At 46.7% G+C, this 17,055-nt stretch carries 16 protein-coding genes; 4 read left to right on the top strand and 12 right to left on the bottom strand.

Features of this window, described 5'->3' with window-relative positions:
- Positions 1-266: 266 nt before the first annotated feature.
- The 11 genes from AC0YNS_RS09870 to AC0YNS_RS09820 all read right to left on the bottom strand — a co-directional run bounded on the left by AC0YNS_RS09870 (position 267) and on the right by AC0YNS_RS09820 (position 10,877).
- Positions 267-1,223 (bottom strand): VanW family protein, encoded by a 957-nt coding sequence (locus tag AC0YNS_RS09870; protein ID WP_475780810.1) that lies wholly within the window; start codon positions 1,221-1,223, stop codon positions 267-269.
- The gene (locus tag AC0YNS_RS09865) at positions 1,220-2,335 is read right to left on the bottom strand and encodes a hypothetical protein (protein ID WP_475780809.1); all 1,116 of its coding nucleotides are present in this window, start codon (positions 2,333-2,335) and stop codon (positions 1,220-1,222) included. Before AC0YNS_RS09865 ends, AC0YNS_RS09870 begins: the two co-directional genes overlap by 4 nt.
- Positions 2,336-2,357: 22 nt before the next feature.
- Positions 2,358-2,834: a DMT family transporter gene (locus AC0YNS_RS09860; RefSeq protein ID WP_475780808.1), complete on the bottom strand. Its 477-nt coding sequence runs from the start codon at positions 2,832-2,834 to the stop codon at positions 2,358-2,360.
- Positions 2,831-3,526: a Crp/Fnr family transcriptional regulator gene (locus AC0YNS_RS09855; protein ID WP_475780807.1), complete on the bottom strand. Its 696-nt coding sequence runs from the start codon at positions 3,524-3,526 to the stop codon at positions 2,831-2,833. The genes AC0YNS_RS09860 and AC0YNS_RS09855 overlap by 4 nt, the downstream gene beginning before the upstream one ends.
- Positions 3,527-3,560: 34 nt before the next feature.
- Positions 3,561-3,986 (bottom strand): DMT family transporter, encoded by a 426-nt coding sequence (locus AC0YNS_RS09850; RefSeq protein ID WP_475780806.1) that lies wholly within the window; start codon positions 3,984-3,986, stop codon positions 3,561-3,563.
- A 441-nt stretch (positions 3,987-4,427) separates the two neighbouring features.
- The gene (locus AC0YNS_RS09845) at positions 4,428-4,979 is read right to left on the bottom strand and encodes a dihydrofolate reductase family protein (protein ID WP_475780805.1); all 552 of its coding nucleotides are present in this window, start codon (positions 4,977-4,979) and stop codon (positions 4,428-4,430) included.
- Between the two features lie 29 nt (positions 4,980-5,008).
- Positions 5,009-6,160, bottom strand: a complete 1,152-nt coding sequence (locus AC0YNS_RS09840) for an enolase C-terminal domain-like protein (RefSeq protein WP_475780804.1) — start codon at positions 6,158-6,160, stop codon at positions 5,009-5,011.
- 215 nt (positions 6,161-6,375) lie between these two features.
- A complete protein-coding gene (locus AC0YNS_RS09835; RefSeq protein ID WP_475780803.1) occupies positions 6,376-7,713 on the bottom strand; it encodes a phospholipase D-like domain-containing protein in 1,338 nt (445 codons plus the stop codon).
- On the bottom strand, positions 7,703-8,917 hold the full coding sequence (locus AC0YNS_RS09830; protein WP_475780802.1) for an MFS transporter: 1,215 nt from the start codon (positions 8,915-8,917) through the stop codon (positions 7,703-7,705). Before AC0YNS_RS09830 ends, AC0YNS_RS09835 begins: the two co-directional genes overlap by 11 nt.
- Positions 8,918-8,930: 13 nt before the next feature.
- Positions 8,931-9,959 (bottom strand): ROK family transcriptional regulator, encoded by a 1,029-nt coding sequence (locus tag AC0YNS_RS09825; protein WP_475780801.1) that lies wholly within the window; start codon positions 9,957-9,959, stop codon positions 8,931-8,933.
- A 180-nt stretch (positions 9,960-10,139) separates the two neighbouring features.
- Positions 10,140-10,877, bottom strand: a complete 738-nt coding sequence (locus tag AC0YNS_RS09820) for an SDR family oxidoreductase (RefSeq protein ID WP_475780800.1) — start codon at positions 10,875-10,877, stop codon at positions 10,140-10,142.
- Positions 10,878-11,051: 174 nt separating this feature from the next.
- Between AC0YNS_RS09820 and AC0YNS_RS09815 the strand changes: the two genes are divergently transcribed.
- The 4 genes from AC0YNS_RS09815 (at position 11,052) to AC0YNS_RS09800 (ending at position 15,430) form a co-directional block, all read left to right on the top strand.
- A complete protein-coding gene (locus tag AC0YNS_RS09815) occupies positions 11,052-11,627 on the top strand; it encodes a TetR/AcrR family transcriptional regulator (protein ID WP_475780799.1) in 576 nt (191 codons plus the stop codon).
- A gap of 145 nt (positions 11,628-11,772) precedes the next feature.
- Entirely contained in the window at positions 11,773-13,224 is a 1,452-nt protein-coding gene (locus tag AC0YNS_RS09810; protein ID WP_475780798.1) for a spore germination protein, read from the top strand.
- Positions 13,225-13,250: 26 nt separating this feature from the next.
- The gene (locus tag AC0YNS_RS09805) at positions 13,251-14,312 is read left to right on the top strand and encodes a Ger(x)C family spore germination protein (RefSeq protein WP_475780797.1); all 1,062 of its coding nucleotides are present in this window, start codon (positions 13,251-13,253) and stop codon (positions 14,310-14,312) included.
- Entirely contained in the window at positions 14,312-15,430 is a 1,119-nt protein-coding gene (locus AC0YNS_RS09800; protein ID WP_475780796.1) for a GerAB/ArcD/ProY family transporter, read from the top strand. The genes AC0YNS_RS09805 and AC0YNS_RS09800 overlap by 1 nt, the downstream gene beginning before the upstream one ends.
- A 330-nt stretch (positions 15,431-15,760) precedes the next feature.
- Here the strand turns inward: AC0YNS_RS09800 and AC0YNS_RS09795 are convergent, their stop codons facing one another.
- A complete protein-coding gene (locus AC0YNS_RS09795; protein ID WP_475780795.1) occupies positions 15,761-17,029 on the bottom strand; it encodes an MFS transporter in 1,269 nt (422 codons plus the stop codon).
- Between the last annotated feature and the right edge of the window lie 26 nt (positions 17,030-17,055).

Raw genomic sequence — 17,055 nt, 5'->3', positions numbered from 1 at the left:
TCTATCAATTAATCAGACAACGCAGGTGAAGCATTCGCATGCGTATTCGTTAGCAGCGGACTACCCAGTAATACTAAGCCTAGCGAAAGTAAGATCCATTCCTTGAGTACAGCCACATCCCGACTAATTTTCTATTTTCTTACATATATTTGACGGAAATTCCCATAGAAAGTTGCGGATGAGCGTAGGTTAAACACCTACACAAATAACCGGAGAACTCTCATACCTTGAGAGTCCTCCGGTTATTATGAATTACAGCATCAGCATCATCGAATCCAGTCCATATACGGATCAAGCCATTCCTTCTCTTCTGCGGATGCTGAGATTTCCTCCGGCAGATGTCCGAAAGACATGCCGGGCACGCTGCGCGGTTTGAACTCGATGACTTCGGAGGAATAGACGGCCACGAATAATTTGCCCGGAACCGCCTGAGCACGAATAAGGATCGGCTGGTTATAGCGATTCTGGAAAGCAAAATCAGGGCCGTCCCAGCTGACCGTCGCATCGCGCCCCGGCCTTACATACGGTACGTTTCGGCTGTGCGAGTAGCGCTGGACGATATGCAGTCCGGCGCGGTCAGTTGCATTAAACAGCGTGGATGAGACCTGGCAAATCCCGCCGCCGATGCCTTCCGATAATTCGCCTCTGACGATGACCGGTGCTTCCAGATATCCCTTTTCTCTCGTTCGCCTGCCAACGACTTTGTTGAAAGAAAACGTCTCCCCTGGGAAAATGACTGTATTGTTTATCGCTTTTGCCGCCAGTACGATGTTATGCGAACGGTTCTTGTTACGGCTGTTGTAATAAGTAGCATACTGGCCGATTGGCTTTTGCTTAATATCCGCGAGCAGCTCGCGGTCAACTCGCGGATAGACGGTGGCAAGCGGTGCATCGAATGCGAATGTACCGGTACCATAGAAGAACGCATAAAATTTCTCGGTAAACAGCTTCTTATCGAGGCGATGTCCATACTGTTCAGGCGTAATTCCCCCTCGATCATTAATCACTGCGTTTCGAGATGACTCATAGCTTTGCCGATCCAGCTTCTTAATTAGTTGGTCCAACTTGTCCAAATCCACCATCGTGAAACCTGGTGATGCATAATCATCGCGGTAGATGACGACGGAAGACTGCCCCCGAAGTGACACGGATAAATGCTCCGTGCTTGTGCTTCCGCTCGGCTGGAGCATGCACACTATACTTGTCATTAAGAGCCACTTCATAAGGCGTTCTCCACATAATCGATTTTCCAAGCTTGCCAGACCGTTGTTCTGCGCATTTGAAATACAAACGATTTCTCCGTTTTACGAAATCCATCCCGGTAAATCACCGCTCTGACCGGTAAATCGATCGCGAGCAGATCAGAAGTTTCGATATTCGCGTAATCAGACTCTCTACGGATGGCAATAATGCCGGCTGCCACCTGCTTCAAGCGCTCCAATTGCTCATGGTTGCGGTACGGGAAAAGCATCGTCATGACTTCGGGATCCCGCTGATTGATCGCGATAAAGTACAGCTCCACAACGTCCTTTGGCGAAGTTTGCTGCACATATTGTTGGAGCTTGCCGGCTGCTTTATGAACCATCGTCTGGTGATCGGGATCGACGCTCCCGGTTTTGTGCGTGCTGCTCCCCAGGAAATGAATGCAGAAATGCCCGTTAAAGTCGTTATCCGGGATACCATCTCCCCCATGCGGCATGCCGTGCATGGAAGCGGCAATCGCTTGGTCGTCTTTCAATACAAGAATGGCCCTTCTTCTCCAGCTCCATTTTCCTTGATAAATCTGCTTCATCATGGCTGTGTCATGCTTCGTTAACGGCTGAACGTCAGCATGCGTACTTCCCGCTCTTCGCTGAACCTCAAACCGCAGCCCGGTTTCCAGATCAACGACGGTGAATATCGCTTTCATCGTGATGATTTGCTTGGCTTCGGGCCACGATAACAATTGACCATAATGCTTTAATTTCAGTTCCATGATTTGGGCTTTAAGCAATCGTTGCATATCTCCTCGAAGTTGAATTGTCCTCGAGTTCTCTACGTCGTACAAGTGGTAGGACTGGTCAATACTGTAGCTTTTATCATCAACCATTAAGTATGTATCTGAAATCGGGACATATGCAGCTTGTAGGGTTATGCCTTCTGTAATCGCGTCGACCCACTTCTCAGAATCAATTAACATCGTGGATACCAAGGCTGCATCCGGCGATGATTTGACGACTAGCTGAACAGAAGATAGCTCTCCTGTTCGTGCACAAGCCTGCTCGGTATCGCTAAACAACATCAATAAGGCGATACCAATCAGGAACAATCGATGAATTCCCTTACCTTTCAGCATGTCTTCTTCCTCCTAATTAACACTATCTCTTAAAGGAAGAGAAACGATGCATGGAAAAATTAGGGTTGAATTTGAATAAAATAAGTCCGGCAATCAGTGCAGTAATGCCGATTGCTTGTTGCCAAGTGAAAGGTACTTCCTCTAGTCCGAACCATCCCGCAGAGTCCCACCATACCGCGCAAACCATTTGTGAAGCCATTACGATCGCAGTCGCAGCGCTTGGGCCAATAAGGTTAACGCCCTTGACGACGCAAGTGACAACGCCGATTCCGATTAACCCGCTGAACCAGAACCAGCTCGGCATCGCGTGCCAGTGCAGAAATTCCGCGCCTTCAACCGCCAAACCCATGCCAACCGATGCCATAAATCCCATCCCCAGCACAAGCGCAGTAGTCGTATGAGAGTAAACAGCAGCACTCACTTTGTTATTGAACAAGGTTTGCACGCTGACAAGCATCCCCGCTATTAATGCTAATAAAATGCCTACAAACAAAATCATTCCCTCCGATCACCATTCTCGTATATATTTCGTCCGGCCGCGGCTTCGAGTCCTAATCGATCTCTAATCACCAGCTTCCCGCGACTTCGCTCCAGCAGCTGCAGGCGACAGAAGTTCAGAATGACCCGATTCAGATGACGATAGCTGGTTCCGATCAGGTTCGCCATATCTCTTAAATTCGCCGTACTGACCTTAGGATTTAACGGTGTCGACACCGAGAGCAAGTAACTGGCAAGCCGAATTTCGACCGGATAGAGCAGATTAAAACTCAGCGCTTCCGATTTGGTATAAAATTTCTCCGAAATCATTTTCAACATGAACTGCAGGAACGCTACTTCTTCCCGGTAGAGTGGAAGCCAGCGTATATGAAAGCCGATCGCCTCCACCGTCGTTACAGCCGTTACCGTATTGAGAATGTTCTTCCCGCTCAGACATTCAATTTCTCCAAGGACATCAAGCGGTGTAGTAAAGCCAAGCAGCAATGTATTCCCTTCCGTTGACGTCGTATACACCTTTACTTTTCCGTGAACGAGCATAAATATATGTTCCGGTACCTCGCCCTGTTTACAAAGGGCTTCCTCTGGATCAAACCGGTACAACACCAAATGCTGTCTCAACGCATTCGGGAAAACCCTGTCGAGCGCATAGTGAGTAAGGTAGTTTTCGATATGATCAGCATCCAATTCCTTCATTCCCGCACCTCTTCCTATTAGCTAGTCTGGCCGCTTAGAAGGATAAACATAAGATGCCTGTTATCATGAGCATAATGCCGATCCATTGCGGTGTTCGCAGGCGAAGCTCCAGATTTCCGAACCATCCGGCCTTCTCCATCCCGAGCGTCGCGAGAATCTGAGCTATTAACATCGCCGACACCGTGACCGCAGCTCCATTGTGGTGGAATGCTGTAATATTGCTATATATAATGAAGGCTGCAAGCGCTCCGCCGAAACGATAATGCAGCTTCACTCGTTTTAGATTCCTCCACGATCGATCTCCTGTTAGCCATACAATGAGCATAGCCGCCGCAAACCCTGTTCCTTGCGTAAGAGCTGCAGCCTGCCATGTTCCAATCTGATCCCCGATCACTGCATTTGCTGTACTTTGCAGGGTTATAAATATGCCGCCTAATACAGCGAGTAGTATTCCTTTCATCCCTTACCTTCCTCCTCAACCATCATGCTCTCCTTATTTAACGCCGAGCGGATGATTCTGAAAAGGACATATGTCCCAAATGTGTAGATCGGTTAATTTACTACCAGACGCCAAAAAGGCGTCCAACAGTCATTATGAATGACTGGGACACCTTCTCGTAACGATATGTGAATATTTATTAATACCCTTTGTTTACTCCGCCAACAACTGGGTATGAAGGACCGCCACCATATCCTCCTAAGCCACTTCCCATGCAACCACAGATTACAATGACTAAAAGGATAAATAGCACCAGAATAACTCCCGCGCTAGTAAAAGCTCCACCTACATGACCGGACAATGAAATGCACCTCCTGGGTTTAACGTACCTTGTATGTTATGTCCCGGCTCGTGCATTGGATTGGGTGTTTGGAGGGGATCAAATGGTTCGGGTACAGACGCCTACACTTCGAGAATATAGACTAATTGCACAACCCCGGATGAGAACGTCCTTGTACGCACTAATTTTAGGTTCAACCTTTGCTTAATCTCATTAAACATCGGAGTACCTGCTCCCAATACAACAGGGTGAACGGATAATCTAAACTCATCGACAAGACCAGAATGGATAAAAGTCGTAATTAGACTAGCTCCTCCATACAGCCAGATGTCTTTGCCGGGCTGATTCTTTAATTTGTTAACCTCTTCAAGAATATTGCTGTTAATGTAAGTTGCTTTGTTGTCAGTACGAGACTGTGTCTTAGAAAACACATATTTCTCTTTGCTATGGACAAGCTCCCACATCGCTTTATCAGCTTCACTTTGTTCATTCTCCGGCGCATACTGGCCCCATAAATCGTAACTTTTTCTACCATAAAAAATCGTATCGATTTGATTTAAGAAATCCGTAAAGCCCATCTCAGGGTCCATTATGCACCAATCAACTTCCCCATTTGCCCCTTCTATAAATCCATCTAAAGTAACTGCTAGGTCCAAAATAATTTTACGTTTCAAAGCTGGTTACTCCTTCTGTAGTTAGCGGTTTACTTGGACCACCCGGAACGTTTAACAAGGCTAGACACAAGTTCATCGTCGAAGACGATTCCAAAACCTGATGAAGCCGGAATATGCATCTCTCCATTGTCAACACGATACCCGGATACATCCATTCCTTCAATTGTAATGTCGTCGTACTCGACAAATTCAAAGTTGCGCACCCCGGCTGATAAATGTCCGGACACGTAGATGCCATAGGCATTGCCGTAACAATGTGGCGCAGACCGCAAACCGTGTGCATCTAACTTCTGGCCTAATTCCAGCCAATGCGTGAAGCCGGGCCAGATAATATCGTATTGCAGCACATCGAGACGGCCACGAATCGCCCAATCAACAAGATGAGGTGAAGCGAGCCCTTCTCCGTCTGCGATCAGTACTTGCTGTCCACGTTTACGGAGCCAGTCCTTCAGATCTTCATACAACGCATCATCTTCATGAAACGCTTCTTCCAGCCAATATAGATTCACGTCGGAGAGCGCTGCCAATACCTCTTTGGTTAAGTTCAAGTTATAGGCATTATTCGCATCGATCATGATCTTACCCGTAGGACCTGCCACTTCCGAGATCCCTTGCACAATCGCGATATCTCGTTTCGTCCCTTCCCAGAGTGGCATATGACGCCCGCCTCGGCCGACTTTTATTTTGAAGTGACGGTGACCTTTGTCATACCCTTGTTTCGCTTGTTCTTGCATCAACGCAACTGCGGAGCTCTCATCGGGCAAATGCAAGTCATCGAAATAAAGCGAAGTATCGTAGCAAGGAACGATCAGGGGAACTCCCCTCTCGAAATGTGTGCCAGCTACCAAGTCATATACCGGCTTTCCGAGTCTATGCCCCAACCAATCCAGAAGGGGATATTCCAATTGAAGCCGATATTCTTCCCTCAGTCTTCCCCGATCGTCGAATAAGTCAACCAATCGGCGTCCTATTATGGTTTCTGCCCATTCCGGTGTGATATGAATCGAACTACCATAGCCTGTTTGTCCATCAATGGTAATTCTGGCGATGTCCACCGAGCACGTTTTGCCATGAATGCCGATTCTGCCATTGGCCCCCGCACTTCTCGCTCGTTCTCCCGTTAACTTGGTGAATTCGATTCGTTCCACTTTCCAATCCGATTGAATACCCGAAATATTCATAGAATCCTCCAGTGCCGACTCGGCGGCTTCTCGTTACGATTTGATAAGCAAGCTCAGTTCCAATAACTCCCAACTTGGCTATCATCCTGTAGGTATTCATCACGTTGATCCCACAATCCTCCCCATTTCCTTTAATCAGGGAAAACAAAAAACTGATCCTGAGGGGATCAGTTCGATAAGGACCAAGCATCATAGGTATCGAATCTTGCTGTAGTTTAGGGAACTAGATGAAATGCGAGACCTTGCCAGCTGCTATCGCCACTATCAAAGAGTCTACGATTACTTCTGGCAATTACACCGAAGAGCTGCAATGCAGCGCGATCATCTAGCCCGGACACGTCTTGATCAAGATGTTCATGAATTAATCGATCCAGCAGATTGCGCGTCGCCTTGCTGTCCCAGAAAGCGGCGTTCATTTCACAATTGCCAAACAGTGAATATTGATGCAAGTTGCATGAGCCAACAGTGCCCCACTCTCCGTCGACAAGCATTAGCTTCGAATGAACCCAAACGGGGTTGCGCTTACCGTTGTCACCTAATCCGGCGATGCCTGCCAATGTGAAATGATCGAATGCAGCTAGATTGGCCAAACATTCCGGAATCTTGTCATCTTCCGCCGGCACAACGACAACAATCTCCACGCCGCGCAGCAGAGCCTGATGCAGGCAATCGATAATCTCCTGTACGGACACAGACTGATTCTCTATATAGATCGAGCTGCGTGCCGCATTGATTGCCGCACAATACTGCTCGAAATTCGATCGTTCGCCTGCTTCAATCGGATAGTCGGAACCAAGAGGAGTCGCATGCCCATCCACATATCGGCCGTTATGTATCGTTCGTTGGATTTGGACAAGGGTATTTCCTCTATGCTGAGGTACTTTATTGGGAAACGGGAGATCATATTCGCTGCCTGCACCCCATCGCCCATCCGGCAAGTCCCGATCACTTGCTTCGTTCCACCGCTGCACGAAATTATGATGGACATCGACCACGGAAGGACCCGTAAGCTCGATATACACATCATGGTTCTGACCTGTGACACCACGATGGCCCGGTGCGACCACAGAGTTGGGATTAAGATTGATCCCTCCGAGAAACGCGGTCTCCGTTTCCGTGCCCGCATCGATAAGCCAACTCTTCTGATGCTGACAAAATCCCGGTTCTGCTTGATCCCAGCGGATGCTAACAGACGAATTCCGCTCCCTTAACCGATCCACATGTTCGGACGCTCCCCAGAAAGCATTCGTTTTCAAATGTTCCGTTCGGGAATCGGGACGCCAGAAGATGATGCGTACGTCGATCCCTCGCTCAGCCGCACGATTAAGGACGTCGAGAGGCGTGCCTCTTCCATCCGGCATGTTACATGTCGCCCACATGAACGTTACCGTTACCCAAACGCTGTGTTTGGCCTGCTCCATTGCTTCGCAAACCCGGCGGAATGCAGGTTCCCCATCGATTAGCGGGCGAAGCACATTTCCGGCACGGACGGGGTATGATGCTCTGACCGTATAAGGAATTGCTAGTGTGCCTTTATTCGAGTCATCGAACATATGAAGCGGCTCCTCTCAACAGCTTGTTTACTCTCTCAGCGCTTATCATCATGATAACAAGAAAAGCCAGCACAATAACAGGAAATAAAACGATGCTCGTCTGCGTAGCAATGATGCCAAACAGAGGTGGGAGTAGCGTTGTTCCCGTATACGCGACTGCCATCTGATATCCGATCAGCTTCGCGGAATGTACCCGTCCAAACCGCGCAGGCGTTTCATGAAGCAAGCCGGGATAAATAGGAGCGAGGCCGAGCCCAATTAGAATAAGTCCAACCAAGAAGAATGGTGACGGAAGCAGCAGCATGAGCCCGCCAGCAACGGCCATGATCTGACCGCTCCGGATTAACACCTTATTGCTCACCTTCATCGTAATAAACCCGGTTATCAGCCTTCCCAAGGTTATGCCGCCATAGTACAAAGAAACCCAACCGGCCGCGGTCTCGGCTGTCATATCCCTTGCCCCTACCAGATAGCTGGCTCCCCATAAGCCTATCGTAGCTTCAACCCCACAGTAGAACAAGAAAGCGATCAGCGTCTGTTTAACGCCTCTGATCTGCAGAATTTTCGTCTTGGAATTGGCGGTATTGTCGAAAAGCTCCGTTCCGACCCGCTCTTCTTGAATCGTACCCGATTGAGGTTCGTTATCTATACTTGCAGCGACACGATTCCATAGGGGGAGCGTAACGAACAATACGATTGCGAGGGTGAACTGTATGATCGATACCGCAGTGTAACCATCTCGCCAGGAATCGTGTTCGGCAATATAATAAGACATCATAATAGGTCCGATAGTTGCCCCTAGCCCCCAGAAACAGTGCAGCCAGTTCATATGATGAGCCTTATAATTCTCTGCTACATAATGATTAAGGGCCGCATCAATGGCACCTCCGCCTAATCCAAGCGGAATGGCTAGCAAGACAAGCCAGATCAACGAAGGTGCCGAAGCGAAACCAAGCAGTGCTCCTGCAGTCAGGCAGCAGCTGATTAGTGTGATTCTCCCCGTCCCTACTCGCTGAACCAAGCTCCCGCTTACAAGACTGGATAGGATGGTTCCCCCGGCTATAACCATGGACAAGATCCCCGCGAATCCGAAGGATGCCCCCATATCCGGTCCGATTACAGGCCACGCAGATCCAAGCAGGGAATCCGGTATGCCCAGACTAATAAATGCCAGATAGATAATGATTATAAAAATAGAAGCCATATCGTCATCCTCTCTAGCAGCAATCCGTAATCATCACATTTAACGCCAATTGCTGCAAGCCTGCTAAATAATCCTGATTTCTATCGCTTATCACAAGCGTTGGCAAATGTTTCTGCGGAATATAGGTCGAGCTGAGCTTACCGAGCTTTGCCAGGAATGCTTCGTCTACCTCATCATTGCAAAATACGACTGCCCGAGGGTTCAGAATGGCCGTGAATGTCGCAATTAAACGAGCTAAGGCATCGATCTGTTTGTCTGCAGCCAAAACAACCTCTTCATTGCTCTCTTCGAGCCTCAGCGACTGACCGAAGGATTGACGATCATAGAGAGGAACGAAAGAAATCTCGCCCGAGAAGAACGTGCTGCCTCGTACGACATCACCATTGATCATGATGCCCGAGCCCGGCCCGTACTGACCGAAATACAGATAAACAAGCGATTCGTTCTCGATCTCGAAGTTCGACGCATACCCAAGCACCGATGCATTCATATCGTTCTCCACGACGACCGGGATTTGGAAGCGGGATTCGAATTCCTCTTTCAGATCATAATCAAGGAAATGCTCATAAGGCGGGATAAAGATGATTTTCCCCAGGTTGTCAACGGCCCCGGGGACTCCGATTGCGATGGAACGCAGCTTCGGATATTTCTCAATCAGTCCCTCAATAAGATCACCAAGCTGCAGCGCATCTTGTTGTAAAACGCTTGGCTTAATCCCCTGCTCCTTGATCTCCCCGACACAATTGAATATGGAATAATTCGTCTCGTTCTTCTCGATAAAGATAGCTAGCCCGAGCATGTATTCCGGATCGTAAGTGTACCGCTTCGCCGGTCTGCCACCACTGGAATCATCATTGCCTGTAAACAGGACTTCTCCATCGTTCTCCATCTGGACCAGAAACTTGCTGATTGTCGGAAAGCTGATTCCTAATCGCTGACTGAGCTCCGCTTTCGTCGCGCTTCCCATCATGATAAGTCCAGCTCGGATGCGAGAAATTAATGGTTCTTTGATTTCGCTTGGCGTCTTAAACATATTCGTCATCCATGATCAAGCCTCTCATCTCTATAGTTGGAACAACTTATTAAATCAATTTAATATGTTTAGTCATCTTAGCAGAAGTTCAGGTGTCCTGGCAATATGATCAAGCAAAATAGGACCAAGCACTTGTCACCTCTAAGTGACAGAGCTTGATCCCAAGGTTTCGTCCAAACACGCTTCTCCTTACATGGCAGTCGGCCTCACCATAATTTCGCTGATTAATGTGTCATCCGGTTCGTTAATGGCAAATGCGATCGCTCTGGCAATACGGTCAGGAGAAATCCCTTTGTCGCTGATTTGATTGGCAAGCATCTGCACTTCCGGACTCGTAATCGTGTCAAAAAGCTCGGTGTTGGTCAGACCCGGAGCAATCACTGTTGATCGAATACGCGAAGTCGCTGACTCTTCAAGCCGCAATCCTTCGGAAATAGCTCTGACTGCGAACTTAGTAGCCGCATAGACGGCAGATGTCGGGGACACCTGATACCCGGATGTAGAGGATAAGTTAATGATATGACCGGCCTGCTGCTCCCGCATAGTAGGAAGAACCGCTGCAATTCCGTACAATACACCTTTAATATTCACATCGATCATTTGATCCCATTCGTCGACTCTCAGTTCATGCAGCCTGGAACTCGGCATGACACCTGCATTATTCACCAACACGTCAATACGGCCATATTCACTTATAGTAAATGCAGCCAACTTCTGCATATCTTCAGAAGAAACGACATCAGCTCGTACGGAAACCGCTTCGCCGCCACTTTGTTTAATGTCATTAACAATAGCTTGAAGACGTTCCTCTCGTCTGGCAGCAAGAACGACCTTTGCGCCATTTTGCGCCAACAATTTTGCTGTTGCTTCGCCTATTCCGCTTGAAGCTCCCGTTATGATGATCACTTTATTGTGTATGTTTTCCATTTGTATATGCTCCTTCTTATGACGCGTTATTGAACGCGTGTTGAATATTTAACGGCCGTTGATTACTATTATAGACAGTAACCCTGTTTACTCAATGGTTGATTGATTCGCAATTGTTTCATATTCAACAGTGCGCTCAGCATTGTTGATTATCTCAAGGAGGTAACGGAAGTAGTGGATAATGAAGTAAAAACCGACCGCCGCATTCTCCGAACCAAGCAATCCATAATGAAGTCGTTTCTGGAGCTTTATGCGGAGAAAGAATTTGAACAAATCACCATCAATGAGATCGCGGAGCGGGCTAATGTGAACCGCGGTACTGTATATCTGCACTACACGGACAAGTACGATCTTCTGGATACATGCATGGAGGATCATATCAACGAATTGATCTCGCGCTGCAAGAATCGGGAAGTCAGTACGTCTAGCCGCGGAATGGTTCAAGAGCCCAAACCGGTTTTTGATTATTTACAAGACCATTTCTCGTTTTTCTTTACTACGTTTTCCAATGAACGAGTTTTCCTCTTCCGCGACCGGTTGCTTCGTTTTATCGCTGTCAGTCTGATGGATAAGATGGAGCAGCCGGACAATTTACCCGTGATCGACAAGGAATTGAAAGCGCAGTTCTTGGCCTCTGCTTTCATAGGCATTGTAGAGTGGTGGATACGTCAGCGAATGCCGCATTCCTCGCAATTTATGGCAGATCAGGTCAAACACTTATTTGAGAAGAATCAAGTATACGCCGAATAAAATCCCTTGGCCCCTAAGCCTTTGGGCTTTTATTCTTACTCGTTGTCCTGTCATTCAATGGGAATAGCAAACCTGACCGAGGCTCATAATAAGGAGGAATGTTATCGGAAAGGCGTGATCCTATATCCCAGAGAGCGTAAACGAGGTGCTCAAAGCCACCATCAAATCGAATGATTTTGTGCAATCTGTACATAGCGTCCATGATAAACGGATTCATTTTACCTACTTGCAGGCCATTGTAGACCTAGAACTTATTAACCATGAGATCTTACACCGGATTCAAATCTCGGAAACTTGCATTACCGGTCTTGATACGCTGCAACAAATGATTCCGCTGGAAAATATCAAGTTATCGTCTAATTTAGACGAGATTACCCAACATTTGATTAAAGGCTTTATTTTCGTTCAACTGGAACCTGATCTTAATCAAGGCCTCTTAATTAACATCCTGGATCAGAAACGCGGATATCGGGGAAACAATGAGGCGGATAACGAATACAGCGTAATCGGACCGAAAGTCGGCTTTGTTGAAGATATCGACACAAACCTCAATTTGCTTCGCAAAGAGCTTATTACAGATAAACTGCGGTTTGAGGAACAAATCTTAGGTTCGATTTCACAATCAAGAGTAACGATTGTTTATTTAGAAGGAATCTGCAATCCTCAGCTTGTTGATACGGTTAGACAAAGAATTAAGGAACTTGATGTTGATGTCTTATTTGACAGCTCGATTCTGGATCAAATCATTGCAGATAACCCCAATTCACCTTTCCCATTGTTTATGTCTTCGGAACGTGTTGATCGTGCCAAATTTAATGTCCTTAACGGCCAAGTGGCCATATTAAGCAGTGGATCTCCCTATGTCATATCTGGACCAAGCACGGTGTTTGATTTTTTCGCTTCGCCTGAAGATTATTACCTGCCATGGATATTAGCTTCTTTCTTCCGGTGTTTAAGGTATTTGGGAGTTGCTTTCTCCATTCTTGCCTCGCCCCTCTATGTTGCCTTGCTTACCTATCATTATTCTGTTATCCCGCAATCTTTATTAGGCCCGATTATTGAATCTAGAACGAACGTCCCGTTTGCACCGATTATTGAAGTGCTGCTTTTGGAATTCACTGTGGATATGCTGCGTGAAGCCGGGGTTAGATTGCCTACCAAAGTCGGACAAACGCTTGGCATTGTCGGCGGTATTGTACTTGGTACGGCAGCCGTTCAAGCCGCGCTCACCAGCAACATCTTGATCATCATCGTTGCTCTCTCTGCCCTTCCTTCATTTGCAACACCCATATTCAAAATGGCAAACACGATCCGATTTCTGCGATTTCCATTGATGTTCTTGGCTGCGGCTTGGGGTGGTTTCGGCATTGCAATTGGAATCGTCTTACTCTTAGGTCACTTGCTGCGATTAAAATCTTTGGGTATGCCTTACTTAGCTCCTGCATTCCCGTTTCGATACCGAGATTTTGCCGACAGTTTTATTCGGTCATCGTTAAGCGTGGTCAAGTATCGACCAAGTTATTTGCGGCCTCTCCAGCGCCAAAGATTTACGGTGCCAACGCCTAAACCTAAACGCAATGACTACAATAACGAATAAATAACGAAGTAAGGGAAATAGCAGCTATGAGAAAATATGTCCTTCTCCTTGTCTTGTGCTTCTTACTTACCGGATGCGCAAAAGAGCAGATTATTGATCGGATTAAGCTCATTGAAAGTATCGGTTACGATTTACAAGGAGAGGTATACAAAATTAGCGGTACGTATTGTGCGTATGATAAGAAAGTGAAATTGTTTCTACTCGAAGGGGAGGTTCATTCCTTTAATGAGGTGCTCACATCCTTCACTTCACAATCGGATCACCCCATTGCAATCGGTCAATTGCGAACAATCGTAATTAGTGATCAAATCGCAAGAAGAGGCATTACAGAGATTGCCAACACCCTTGTGCGAGATCCCCATATCAGTAACCGATCTACACTTGTTATAACAACGAATCAAGCCAGCGAGATCTTAGATGAAACGTTACGATTTCCACCTGTCTACCTATCCAATCTGCTCAAACAGAACATGGATACCGGAAGCTTGCCTTTCACCAATGGTCATATCTTTCTGGATCAATACTTTGGGGAGGGACAAGATGTTTTCTTGCCTATTGTGGTTAAAGGTCCCAGAGGCATTCTCCAATTGACGGGTGTAGGTGTTTTCCAGGGGGATAAATTAAAGCTTATACAGCCAATTAAAGCAGGCTTGTTCATTAAACTTCTCAAAGACGATGATGTCGGCCTCCAATCTAGTACCTATGACTTCAAAAACGATCAAAACAAACAAATTACCTTTAAGATCATTAGTTCCAAACACAAAATAAACGTAAAGAATGAAAGAGCTGTTATATCGCTTAAACTCGATCTAGACCTCGGAGATTATCCCGTTCCCTTAAACGTTTTTGAAAACAGCAATGACATGAAGGCTTTAACGCAACAAATCGAACATCACCTATCTGCCGAAATCAGGGCTTTGCTAGAATATTTCCAGAAGAATCATGTTGATCCCATCGGGATAGGCACTCTTCAACGATCTCGCGAGCGGAATTGGAATGAGCCTACATTCGCGGCCCAAGTTTACCCTAACCTCAAATTCGATGTACAGACTGAAGTTAAAATATTATCTTTGGGAGTTGGACATTAGTGCGGCACTTGGTAAAGGAAAACGATATGGTTTCCGGCTTTTTTTTATTTTTCCTTTTCCATGCTTCCTTGCTCGGGGCTGGTGTCTTAGGGTTTCAACATTTAATTGTAGATGTAGCCGGTAACGATGCTTGGATCTCGGTGCTCATCATGGGATTAACTCTACATGTCATCATTTGGATGATCTTTAAGATGCTTGGCAGTCCGGCCAAGGATCTCATCGACTTGCATCGTATCCTTTTTGGCAAGCTCCTAGGGAATGCGGTTTCCTTAGTCATGGTGGGCTACTATTTTCTATTGGCGTTAATTGTCTTTCGAGGTTATATCGAAATCATTCACATTTGGATGTTTCCTGATGTTAAAACGTGGATTCTGGCTCTCATCCTCATCGTGGCTATTTATTATGCCGTTTCCGGCGGGTTTCGCGTCATTGCCGGCTACTGCCTCTTTGGGGTATTCTTCTCGACGCTGCTGCCTTTGTTATTGTACTTCAATATCAAATACGGTCATTTGTACAATGTAATGCCTATCTTTAATCACTCCATTAAAGAACTGATCTCCTCTTCCAAATTCTCAGGCATCATGTTTATGGGCTTTGAAACGATACTGTTATACTTTCCATTTATTAAAGCTCCCGAGAAAAACGTCAAATGGGCGCATCTTGGTTTGTTATATTGCACTATCAAGTACTCCATTCTGATGTTTGTAACCCTTATGTATTTCAGTCAAGGATTATTAAAGCATACGTACTGGCCAACCTTAGTGATGGTTAAAGTAATTGAGTTCTCGCTTCTCGCCAGGGTTGAATTTATATTTATCTGTATCTGGCTGATGTTGATTATCCCGATGCTAAGTCTCTGCGTTTGGAGCTGTACGCGCATTATCAAACGGGTAATGAATCTTAAACCGAGTTGGACCATATACGTGATCCTAATCGCGATTTTCTCGGCCTCTCTTCCATTCAACGATCGTGTTAGGATCGAATGGCTAGGCAGACATGTGGTTGAGCTCGGATTTTATTTCATCTATGCGTATGTGCCGCTGCTCTTTATTCTGTATTTGATTCGCAGCCTCTTCTCGCAGCGCAAACCACTGAGTTCCGTACAGCCCGATCAATAAATCCGTTCGTGCCGTTAGAAGATCCATCTTCCGACCTCTAACGGTTGTGATAGTGGTTATATGGCCTAAAAAGCCCGTTTTTATTTTCTAACGGTTGCCACAGAGCTTATTTGGATAATTTCCGAAAGAAATCGACCAATTTGCACCAAATAACTATGCTCACAACCGTTAGATTATTAAATGGCATCTATTTCTTGAAATAGCCACTCTGACAACCGTTAGAGCTAATCGAATGTGGCGGATATAAGCCAAACAGCACATTCTACTGGGCTGGACACAAAAAGACTGCCTCGCGGCAGTCTTCTTTATAGTTAATTTATCTGCAATCGGTTAGGAGCCGGTCGCGACACGCTTGCTTTTACTTCCGCGTCTAGTTGCCACGACATGCTGCAGTGCTCCGAGAACAACGAATATAGCCATAACAACTGCGGAGTATCCGTACATCACCGAGTAGTTGCTTACCGACGAGATCGCGCCAAGCAGGATCGAACCGAACGCGACGCCGAAATCCGTTGAATTGTAGAACATGCTGTTCGCCATGCCGTACTGCTCCGGCTTCGAGGTGCGCAGCATCCAAGCTTGAATTGTTGGCTGAATGGCGCCGAATCCGACACCGTAAAGCAGCGCGGACACGATTAGCATCGGCATAGTATGTGTATTCGCCAGCACAGCCATACTTGCCGTAACGAACAGCCCCGCAGGAATGAGCACGGATGTATGTCCGAATCGGTCGAAGATTCGCCCCGAGAATGGTCGAACGAGAATGATGGTAATGACATTAAACATGAAGAATAATCCAACTTGTTCGATATGAACATAATCACCGAACAAGGCGAGAAAACTAAGCAGACCGCTGTACGTTATGGCGAGAAAAACATTCAACATCGCAGGGAATAACAGTTTTCGATTGAATTTAACCTTGCCGGCCACTTTCGGCAGAGCTGTTTTCTGAGCCGGTACCGATTGCTCCACAGGAACTTGTTGTTCCCGATTCGAACGCGACAGCCACAAGACCGGGAAAATCACTACAGATGTAACCAATCCGATCAACGTCAATGACGTGAATCCGGCTTGTTTCATCACATTCAGCCCGATTGCCGGTCCGATTGACAAAGCCAGACTCGTTGACAGGCCGAAATAACCGATGCCCTCACCCATTCGGCGAAGTGGGATAATACGGGAAACAAGCGTCGGCAGGATTGTGCTTGCCATCCCGAAGCCGATCCCGTAACCGATGCGCAGCGTCAATAAAGCAGCGAAAGTTCCGGCTGCCGAATAGAGTGCTGTCGTTACCGCGGCGATACTAAGTCCCACGAGCAGCAGCTTCATCCGCGAAATGCGCTGCATAAGTGAAGCTGTAGCGAAACGGGATACGATAGCTGCCAGCGCGAATACGGATGTCACAAGGCTGGTCTGGACGTTGCCGGCGTGAAATTCAGCTTTTACATAGGCCGGAAAGGAGGACAGGAGCATCTGCAAACTTAGAAATAACAGAAAGAAACATAGGGTCAAAGCGATAAATGGTCGTGTCCATAATGGCGTTTTCGATGGTTGTTCTTGCTCATGCTGCAATTTTGTTTCATCTCCGATCTTATACATAACGATATCATTCGTATCTACACTCT

This window comes from Paenibacillus sp. J22FR21 (genome assembly GCF_056269135.1).
Note: the sequence above shows the minus strand (reverse complement) of the source record. Positions and strands in the feature narration are given on the sequence as shown.

What these genes read in the sequence shown, in the direction of transcription:
- AC0YNS_RS09795 (WP_475780795.1), bottom strand. Translation starts at nt 17,029, where the DNA reads ATGTATAAGATCGGAGATGAAACAAAATTGCAGCATGAGCAAGAACAA.
- AC0YNS_RS09870 (WP_475780810.1), bottom strand. Translation starts at nt 1,223, where the DNA reads ATGAAGTGGCTCTTAATGACAAGTATAGTGTGCATGCTCCAGCCGAGC.
- AC0YNS_RS09830 (WP_475780802.1), bottom strand. Translation starts at nt 8,917, where the DNA reads ATGGCTTCTATTTTTATAATCATTATCTATCTGGCATTTATTAGTCTG.
- AC0YNS_RS09855 (WP_475780807.1), bottom strand. Translation starts at nt 3,526, where the DNA reads ATGAAGGAATTGGATGCTGATCATATCGAAAACTACCTTACTCACTAT.
- AC0YNS_RS09820 (WP_475780800.1), bottom strand. Translation starts at nt 10,877, where the DNA reads ATGGAAAACATACACAATAAAGTGATCATCATAACGGGAGCTTCAAGC.
- AC0YNS_RS09850 (WP_475780806.1), bottom strand. Translation starts at nt 3,986, where the DNA reads ATGAAAGGAATACTACTCGCTGTATTAGGCGGCATATTTATAACCCTG.
- AC0YNS_RS09835 (WP_475780803.1), bottom strand. Translation starts at nt 7,713, where the DNA reads ATGTTCGATGACTCGAATAAAGGCACACTAGCAATTCCTTATACGGTC.
- AC0YNS_RS09840 (WP_475780804.1), bottom strand. Translation starts at nt 6,160, where the DNA reads ATGAATATTTCGGGTATTCAATCGGATTGGAAAGTGGAACGAATCGAA.
- AC0YNS_RS09860 (WP_475780808.1), bottom strand. Translation starts at nt 2,834, where the DNA reads ATGATTTTGTTTGTAGGCATTTTATTAGCATTAATAGCGGGGATGCTT.
- AC0YNS_RS09865 (WP_475780809.1), bottom strand. Translation starts at nt 2,335, where the DNA reads ATGCTGAAAGGTAAGGGAATTCATCGATTGTTCCTGATTGGTATCGCC.
- AC0YNS_RS09825 (WP_475780801.1), bottom strand. Translation starts at nt 9,959, where the DNA reads ATGACGAATATGTTTAAGACGCCAAGCGAAATCAAAGAACCATTAATT.
- AC0YNS_RS09805 (WP_475780797.1), top strand. Translation starts at nt 13,251, where the DNA reads ATGAGAAAATATGTCCTTCTCCTTGTCTTGTGCTTCTTACTTACCGGA.